The sequence below is a fragment of the Streptomyces sp. CT34 genome (genome assembly GCF_000805335.1).
Taxonomy (GTDB): domain Bacteria; phylum Actinomycetota; class Actinomycetes; order Streptomycetales; family Streptomycetaceae; genus Streptomyces.
In genome coordinates this window covers 4532194-4540024 of the sequence record NZ_KN708638.1, presented here as the reverse complement: position 1 = coordinate 4540024, position 7831 = coordinate 4532194, and the positions used below count along the sequence as shown (strand labels likewise).

General features: G+C 72.9%; 6 protein-coding genes and 1 pseudogene. 2 read left to right on the top strand and 5 right to left on the bottom strand.

Annotated features, from left to right (window positions below; genetic code table 11):
* From RZ84_RS39855 to ssd, 3 genes are all read right to left on the bottom strand, one after another.
* Positions 1 to 625 (bottom strand): hypothetical protein (locus RZ84_RS39855; protein ID WP_052230038.1); only part of this gene is annotated, 625 nt, incomplete at its 3' end.
* Positions 619 to 1776 (bottom strand): TadA family conjugal transfer-associated ATPase, encoded by a 1158-nt coding sequence (locus RZ84_RS19840; protein WP_043265420.1) that lies wholly within the window; start codon positions 1774 to 1776, stop codon positions 619 to 621. The genes RZ84_RS39855 and RZ84_RS19840, both read right to left, overlap by 7 nt.
* A gap of 193 nt (positions 1777 to 1969) precedes the next feature.
* Positions 1970 to 3145 carry a septum site-determining protein Ssd gene (gene ssd, locus RZ84_RS19835; protein WP_052230037.1) on the bottom strand — a complete coding sequence of 392 codons (1176 nt, stop codon included), beginning with the start codon at positions 3143 to 3145 and terminating at the stop codon, positions 1970 to 1972.
* A 458-nt stretch (positions 3146 to 3603) separates the two neighbouring features.
* On the opposite strand from ssd, the gene RZ84_RS19830 reads away from it, so the two are divergent.
* Complete coding sequence (locus RZ84_RS19830; RefSeq protein WP_043265418.1) at positions 3604 to 4536, top strand: HAD family hydrolase; 933 nt, start codon at positions 3604 to 3606, stop codon at positions 4534 to 4536.
* A gap of 264 nt (positions 4537 to 4800) precedes the next feature.
* Here the strand turns inward: RZ84_RS19830 and RZ84_RS19825 are convergent, their stop codons facing one another.
* A complete protein-coding gene (locus RZ84_RS19825) occupies positions 4801 to 5658 on the bottom strand; it encodes a Fic family protein (protein ID WP_052230036.1) in 858 nt (285 codons plus the stop codon).
* Positions 5659 to 5759: 101 nt separating this feature from the next.
* On the opposite strand from RZ84_RS19825, the gene RZ84_RS19820 reads away from it, so the two are divergent.
* A complete protein-coding gene (locus tag RZ84_RS19820; protein WP_043265417.1) occupies positions 5760 to 6746 on the top strand; it encodes an ATP-binding protein in 987 nt (328 codons plus the stop codon).
* On the opposite strand, the pseudogene RZ84_RS19815 reads toward RZ84_RS19820, so the two are convergent.
* A pseudogene (locus RZ84_RS19815) lies at positions 6727 to 7629 on the bottom strand (hypothetical protein). The gene RZ84_RS19820 and the pseudogene RZ84_RS19815 overlap by 20 nt on opposite strands.
* Positions 7630 to 7831: the final 202 nt, after the last annotated feature.

Here is a 7831-nt window from a genome sequence, read left to right as displayed (position 1 = left end):
CCCCCTGCCACCCCGCCGCCATCCCCGTCAGCCCCTCGGCACCCGGCAGCCGCGCCGCCGCCCGCAGCGCCCCGGGAACGTCACCCCCGTACCGCGCCGCCGCCAGCACCACCGCCGCCGCCTCCCCCAGCCCCGGCTCCTCCGCCCCGGCCGCGACCAGGGCCCGGTCCGGCTGCTGCCCGGCCCGCAGCTCCCCCGCCACCGCCGTGCACAGCGCGATCACCGCCGCCGCCCGCCGGTCCGCCTGCCGCCGTATCCCCCGCGCGGCCAACCACCGCCGTACGACGACCACGCCCGCCACCGCCGCCACCACCGGCAGCACCGACCGCCCCAGCAGTCCCAACCCGATGCCCGCCGGCAGGCACCAGAGCTCCGCCCCGACCCCGTCCCGGCGACCGAGCCGCCACCGCCGCCCCGCCGCCCCGTCGACCACCCGACCCGCCCACCACGCGCGCCACCGGGCCCGCCACCGCGCCGCCGAATCGGACACCGCCGCTCCGCCGTCGAGCACCGCAGCCACCCGCCTCCGCAGCGCCGCGTCCCGCCGGCAACCGGCGGCCGCCCGGACCGCGCCCCCGGCACCCAGCACGGCGACCACCACCGGCCCCGCCCCAGCCGTCAGCACCCCTCCCCACCCCTCTCGCACAGCCGCGTCAACCGCCCCCAGCCGCGCGCCTCTTGGAACCCGTCCGGACCCCAGACCGCGGCCGGCACGGTCACCACGAGGCCGTCGCGATCCCGCTCCAGGACATGGACCTCGGCGATCCGCCGCCGGCCGGCCCGGTCCCGTACGAGATGCAGCACGACGGACAGCGCAGCCGCCAACTGGCTGTGCAGCGCCGCCCGGTCCAGCCCCGCGGTCGACCCGAGCGCCTCCAGCCGGGCCGGGACGTCGCACGCGGCATTGGCATGGACCGTCCCGCAACCCCCCTCGTGTCCCGTATTGAGCGCCGCCAGCAGATCGGTCACCTCGGGGCCGCGCACCTCGCCGACCACCAGCCGGTCCGGGCGCATCCGCAGCGCCTGCCGCACGAGATCCCGCAGGGTGACCCGGCCGACACCCTCCTGATTGGCCGGCCGGGTCTCCAGCCGCACCACATGGGGATGGTCCGGCCGCAGCTCCGCCGAGTCCTCGGCCAGCACGATCCGCTCGGCCGGGCCGACCAATCCGAGCAGCGTGCTCAGCAACGTGGTTTTGCCGGAGCCCGTACCCCCACTGACCAGGAAGGACAGCCGGGCCGCCAGCAGCGCCACCAGCAGCCGCTCGCCGCCGGGAGGGACCGTCCCGGCCGCCACCAGCTCCGGCAGGGCGAAGGCCCGGGGCCGCAGCACCCGCAGGGACAGGCACGTCCCGGCGACCGCCACCGGGGGCAGCACGGCGTGCAGCCGGGTGCCGTCCGGGAGCCGGGCATCCACCCACGGCCGGGCGTCGTCCAGCCGCCGCCCGGCGACCGCCGCCAGCCGCTGAGCCAGTCTGCGCACCTCGGCCGCGTCCCGGAACCGGACATCCGTACGCTCCAGTCCGCTGCCCCGGTCCACCCACACCGCGTCCGGAGCGGTCACCAGCACATCCGTCACATCGGGCGCGGCCAGCAGCGGCTCCAGCGGCCCGCTGCCCACCATCTCGGACCGCAACGCGCCCACCACGCCCAGCACTTCGGCGTCCCCGAGGAGCCGCCCCGCCTCGCGCAGCGCCACCGCCACCCGGGCCGGCGTCGCCTCCGCCCCGGCCTCGGCGAGCCGCCGGCGCACCACCTCCAGCAGTTCCTGGCTCATACGAGGACACCGCCCCCGCCGGCAGCCCCGAGCCATCCGGCGCCCGATGAACGGCCGGCACCCCGGCCCCTACGGGACCACCACCCCGCACCGCACCGGAGCCCGTCCCGCCACCAGCCTCCGGACCGGCACCCGACCGCGGCACCACCGGCCCCCGCCGGCCACCACCGCACCGCACCGCGCAGCCGCCGCCTCATACCGGCACACCCCCCTGCGCTCCGCCGGGCCCTGCGTCCCCGCCGGCCGCCGCCCCCGTATCCCCGACGCCGCCGCCCCGCACCCGTCCCCAGAACCCCGCGCAGAACCGCGCCAGCGGCCCCCGCGCGTCCGCCCCCGGCACCGCACCACGCGCCAGGTCCTCCACCACCCCGTCCTCCCAGGGCAGTTCACCCGCCAGCGGCAGCCGCATCAGCCGGGCCACCTCCGCCGCCGGCAGTCCGCCGCCGTACTGGAGCCCGGGGGCACCGCAGGCCACCACCCGCACATCGCGGAGCACCATCCGCACCCCGTCGGCCACCCGCCGCGCCGCCGCCACCGCGCGCAGCTCCGCGGGAACGAGCAGCAGCCCCAGGTCCACCTGGGCCAGCGCCTCCGCCGCCGTGTCGTCGATCCGGCGCGGCAGGTCCACGACCACCGCGCCGCCCCGCCGCCGCGCGGCGGCCAGCACCGCGCGCATGGCCGCGGGCGGGATGGCGACCTCGGCGCCCCGGTCCCAGCTGAGCACCCGCAGGGAGTGCATCCGCGGCAGCGACTCCGCCAGGGCGCCGCCCGCCACCCGGCCGCGCGATTCGGCGAACGCGGGCCACCGCAGCCCCTTCTCCTTCTCGCCGCCCAGCAGCACGTCGATCCCGCCGCCCAGCGGATCGCCGTCCACGAGCAGGGTCCGCTCCCCCGTACGGGCGGCGGTGACCGCCAGCGCACCGGCCAGCGTGCTCGCCCCGGCGCCGCCGCGCCCGCCGATGACGCCGACCGTCAGGGCGGGCGGCCCCACTCCCTCGACCGCGTCGGCGATCCGGTCCACCAGCCAGCGCTCGCCCTCGGGGAGCGCCAGCACCCGCTCCGCCCCGATGGCCACCGCCTGGCGCAGCAGCGCGGTGTCGTCCGCGTCCCGGCCGACGAGAATGACGCCCGCGCGGCGCCCTTCACCGGATAACCGGGCGGCGCAGTCCGCGCCGACGATCAGCAGCGGCGCGGATTCTCCGCCCGATTTACCGACCGGAAGGACGGAACCCACTTCGGGCAGTGCACCGGCCGCCGCGCACAGCCGCAGAAGGTCGTCGAGGAGCTCTTCGTCCTCGGTGATCAGCAGCGGCCCGTCCCGCTCTTCACCACTTCGCACCGGCTGGTCGGAAGTAGATGATCCGGACACGTTCTGTCCCCCTATCGCTACACAACTCACACCTCCGCGAACTCCGCGGACTTTTACGGTGCAGCGATCGGGAAATCTCCGTGGATCTTGACCCAAAACTGTGGACAACTCCGCGGTTGTGAATATCCCTGTCACCTATTCCAGCGACGAACGGGGACTTCTGAGGCGTGAGAGAAGCCTCCGCTGAGCAGTCCGACGACTACGGTGGGTGATGGCGTATGCATGACAAGCGATGCCGCAGGGGTATGCCCGCACGGCCGGTGGATCGGGGGCCCACGACGCAAAAGGCGTCCGGACATGCGACGACCCCCGCCGGGGGGGAGAGCGGGGGTCGTCCCCACGGCCGACTCGGGGGGGGAGGAGCCGGACCGGGTTAGCACGGTCGCGAACGATCCGTGACTTCCATGGTGTACCCGAGAGCCTTCTCAGGCAAACCCACGCGCCACACCTTACGCCGAATGGTGGGCGCCTATGCTCGCCCCGTGGAAAACCACTCCGTGCCTCACTCGACTCCCCGTACTGCCGCGTTCTTCGACTTGGACAAGACCGTCATTGCAAAGTCGAGCACGCTGACCTTCAGCAAGTCGTTCTACCAAGGCGGCCTGATCAATCGGCGGGCCGTACTGCGCACCGCGTACGCCCAGTTCGTGTTCCTCGCGGGCGGCGCGGATCACGACCAGATGGAGCGGATGCGCGAATATCTCTCCTCACTGTGCCGCGGTTGGGATGTGGCACAGGTCCGGGAGATCGTCGCCGAAACACTGCACGATCTCATCGACCCGATCATTTATGACGAGGCCGCCTCGCTCATCGAGGAACACCACGCGGCCGGGCGGGACGTCGTGATCGTCTCGACCTCCGGCGCCGAGGTCGTCGAGCCGATCGGCGAACTCCTGGGCGCGGACCGGGTCGTGGCCACCAGGATGGTCGTCGGCGAGGACGGCCGGTTCACCGGAGAGGTGGAGTACTACGCCTACGGACCCACCAAGGCGGAGGCCGTCCGGGAGCTGGCCGCCTCCGAGGGATACGACCTGCGGCGCTGCTACGCGTACAGCGACTCGGTGACCGACGTGCCGATGCTGGAAACGGTCGGCCGCCCCTGTGCGGTCAACCCCGACCGGGCGCTGCGCCGCGAGGCGGTCGCCCGCGGCTGGCCGGTGCGCACCTTCAGCCGGCCGGTGCCGCTCAAGCAGCGGCTGCCGTCGCTGTCGATGCCCTCGCGGCCGGTGCTCGCCGCCGTCGCCGCGGTGGGCGCGGCTGCCGCGACCGCGACCCTGGTGTGGTACGCGAACCGCCGCAATACCGGAAAGAAACACCGCGTCCTAATGCCCGCATTTGTGGCCAAACGTAAAGATCTGGGGGCTGGGGTTCCGATTGCTCCCCATGAGTAGTACAAAGGGTGTAACGGCCCGCGAGACCAAGGACATCCGAGAGGAACACCTTTAACGCATCAAGGCCCACGGACCGATGCATGAATGCCGAGCACCCACGCGACGCCGACCCGTCGATTACGGGCCAGCCGCACCAGGTAACCGGACAACGATTCCGACCTGATGGGCAAATATCGTGCACGCTTGGTAACTCGGCGGACGTGCCAGCGGCGGTACCTCAGGGTTGGTACCGCCGCAACCAGTTTCAGGGGCGCTGAGCGCCGCTCACGCCGCGCCGCGCTGCAGGGCCTCGCAGACGGCGGTGCTCTCCCGTACGCCCAGCTCGACAGCGCGCCCGCAGTGCGCGATCCACTGCGCGACGCCGTCCGGCGTCCCCGAGGCGTAGCCCTGGAGGGCCGCCGCGTAGGCCGCACTCCCCTGTTCGGCGTGGCCCACCTCTGCCGGGCAGACGGCCTTCGGGTCCAGCCCGCTGCCGACCAGTACGAGGCGCTGCGCCGCCCGCGCGACCAGCCCGTTGTACGAACCGAAGGGCCGCAGCGCCAGCAGTTCGCCGTGCACCACCGCGGCGGTCACCAGGGCCGGCGCCTCGGTGCCCGCCAGCAGCAGCCGCGCCAGTCCGTCCAGCCGCCCGGCGACCTCGTCGGCGTCCGGCAGCTCCAGCTCGACCAGCGGCTCGTCGACCGGCTCGGTGCCCAGCCGGGGCCGGCCCACGGTCTCGTCCGCCGCGCCGCCGCCAGCCGCGACCAGATGGAGCCGCGCCAGCACCCGCAGCGGCGACTGCCGCCACACGCTCAGCAGCTGGCCCGCCTCGGCGGTCAGCCGCAGCGCCGCACCGACCGTCCACGGCTCGCCCGGCACACCGAAATCGCTACGCCGCCGGACCTCTTCGAGCGCCCAGTCGGCCCCCGAGAGAGCCGCGGAGGCACGGGCTCCGCGCAGCGCCGCCTCGGCGGTGATCTCGGTGCTGCGGCGCCGCATGATCCGGTGCCCGTAGACCCGGTCGACGGCCTTGCGTACGGAGTCCACGGCGTCGGTCACGCCGGGGAGCGTCGCCAGCGCCGCGAGCGGATCGGCGCTCGCCTTCGGGGGTTCGGGGGTCGTCCCCCCGGAGATTCCAGCCATGAGGACGACCCTACGCACCACGAGGCCGGACCCCTCGAAGGAGTGGTCTTCTTCACGTAAACCTCTTGCGGAGCGCTATCTCGCACCTACGCTTGGTGAACATGAAGATCGCTTTCGTAGGCAAGGGCGGCAGCGGCAAGACCACCCTGTCCTCGCTGTTCATCCGGCAGCTGGCCGCGGCCCGGGTCCCCGTCATCGCGGTGGACGCCGATATCAATCAGCACCTGGGCGTCGCGCTCGGCCTGCACGAGGCGGAGGCCGCCGCGCTGCCCGCGATGGGCGCTCATCTCCCGCTGATCAAGGACTACTTGCGCGGTGCCAACCCCCGGATCCCGTCCACCGCGACGATGATCAAGACGACGCCGCCCGGCGAGGGCTCGCGGCTGCTGCGGATCTGCGAGGACAACCCTGTCTACGACGCCTGCGCCCGCACCGTGACCCTCGATGACGGAGCCGTGCGGCTGTTGGCCACCGGCCCGTTCACCGAGTCCGATCTGGGCGTTGCCTGCTACCACTCCAAGGTCGGTGCGGTCGAGCTGTGCCTGAACCACCTCGTGGACGGCCGCGCGGAGTACGTCGTGGTCGACATGACCGCCGGTTCGGACTCCTTCGCCTCCGGGATGTTCACCCGCTTCGACATGACGTTCCTGGTCGCCGAGCCGACCCGTAAGGGCGTCGCCGTCTACCGCCAGTACAAGGAGTACGCCCAGGACTTCGGCGTCCCGCTGAAGGTGGTGGGCAACAAGGTCCAGGGCCCCGACGACCTGGCGTTCCTGCGCGCCGAGGTGGGCGACGACCTGCTGGTGAGCGTCGGGCACTCCGACTGGGTGCGCGCCGTGGAGAAGGGCCGCCCGGCCCCCTTCGCGCTGCTGGAGGAGGCCAACCGCCGCGCCCTGGAGGCGCTGCACGACGCCGCCGACGCGTCCTACGAGGGCCGCGACTGGGAGCGCTACACGCGCCAGATGGTGCACTTCCACCTGAAGAACGCGGAGAGCTGGGGCAACGCCCGGACCGGCGCCGACCTGGCCGCCCAGGTCGACCCCGCCTTCGTGCTCTTCGAGGGGACGGCTACCCCGCAACCGGCCTGACCCGGGCCGCCTGCTCCGGGCCGGGCGCCTCGCGGGGATCGGAGAGGTACGCCACCCAGCCCTCCTTCGGCTCCTGACCCACCGGCAGCTCCTGCAACCGCGCCAGCACCTGAGGCTCCTGGGCGTCCAGCCAGTCGCTCAGCTGCTTGAAGCTGACGCAGTGCACGTATCAGATTGCGCTGCCCTTCCAGACAGGGCGCGCGGCCCCCCACCAGTTCCCTGGCGTAGTCGAACGGGAGCGGCGGCTCGTGCCGGAGGCCGGAGTTGGCCTTCCAGTTCCGGACGAAGGACACGGCCTGTTCGATCTCGCTCCGCCACTCCTCCGGTGTCCAGCTGCTGACGCCCCCGTCGGGGCCGCAGAAGTGGCCGTTGAAGTGGGTGCCTGTCTCGTTGCCGTCCTCCCAGGCGCCGCGCAGCTGGGCCACGGTGTCCCTGATCCCCTGGATGTCGTTGAAGCCGATCGCCGAGGTGCCGGGCTCGTGCCGGGGCGGTTCGTAGAGCTCCGCCTTGTCGCCGGGGAGCAGGTAGACGCCGCTGAGGAAGTACGTCATCGTCGCGCCGTACTTCTTGCCGACGGCCCGGAAGTGCGAGAACAGTTTCTGCCCGTCCTCCCCCGCCCCGTCCCAGGAGAAGACCACGAACTGCGGTGGTTTCCCGCCCGGCTCGATGCGCTGGGGCCGCGGCTGGTGCGGCTGCGCCCCGGTGTACGCGGTCGAGCCGTCGCCTATGAGGCGGACCGTGCGGGCGGGGTCCCGGGCGGCTCCGCCCGCCCCCTTCTGGTGCCCTGCGGCGGCCCTCCCCGGGCTGCCCCGGTACAGCCGGCTACCGCCGCCAGCACCACCGCGACCGCAAGGCGTGCCGTCGTCTTCGATATGGCCGCCATCAGCCACCTCATTCCTGGTGCCGGCGCGCCCTCGGGGTGATTTATCGAAAAAACCACTCCTAAATCTCTATATGCCTTGACAAATGAGTAAAGCGGCAAGGCGGCCGTCTCCTTATTCACTCGATAGACGGAACGCGCGACCCGTATGCCCGAAATAGCCGCTCGGAGGCTTTACGCTCCATTACGATTCATTTACCGATGC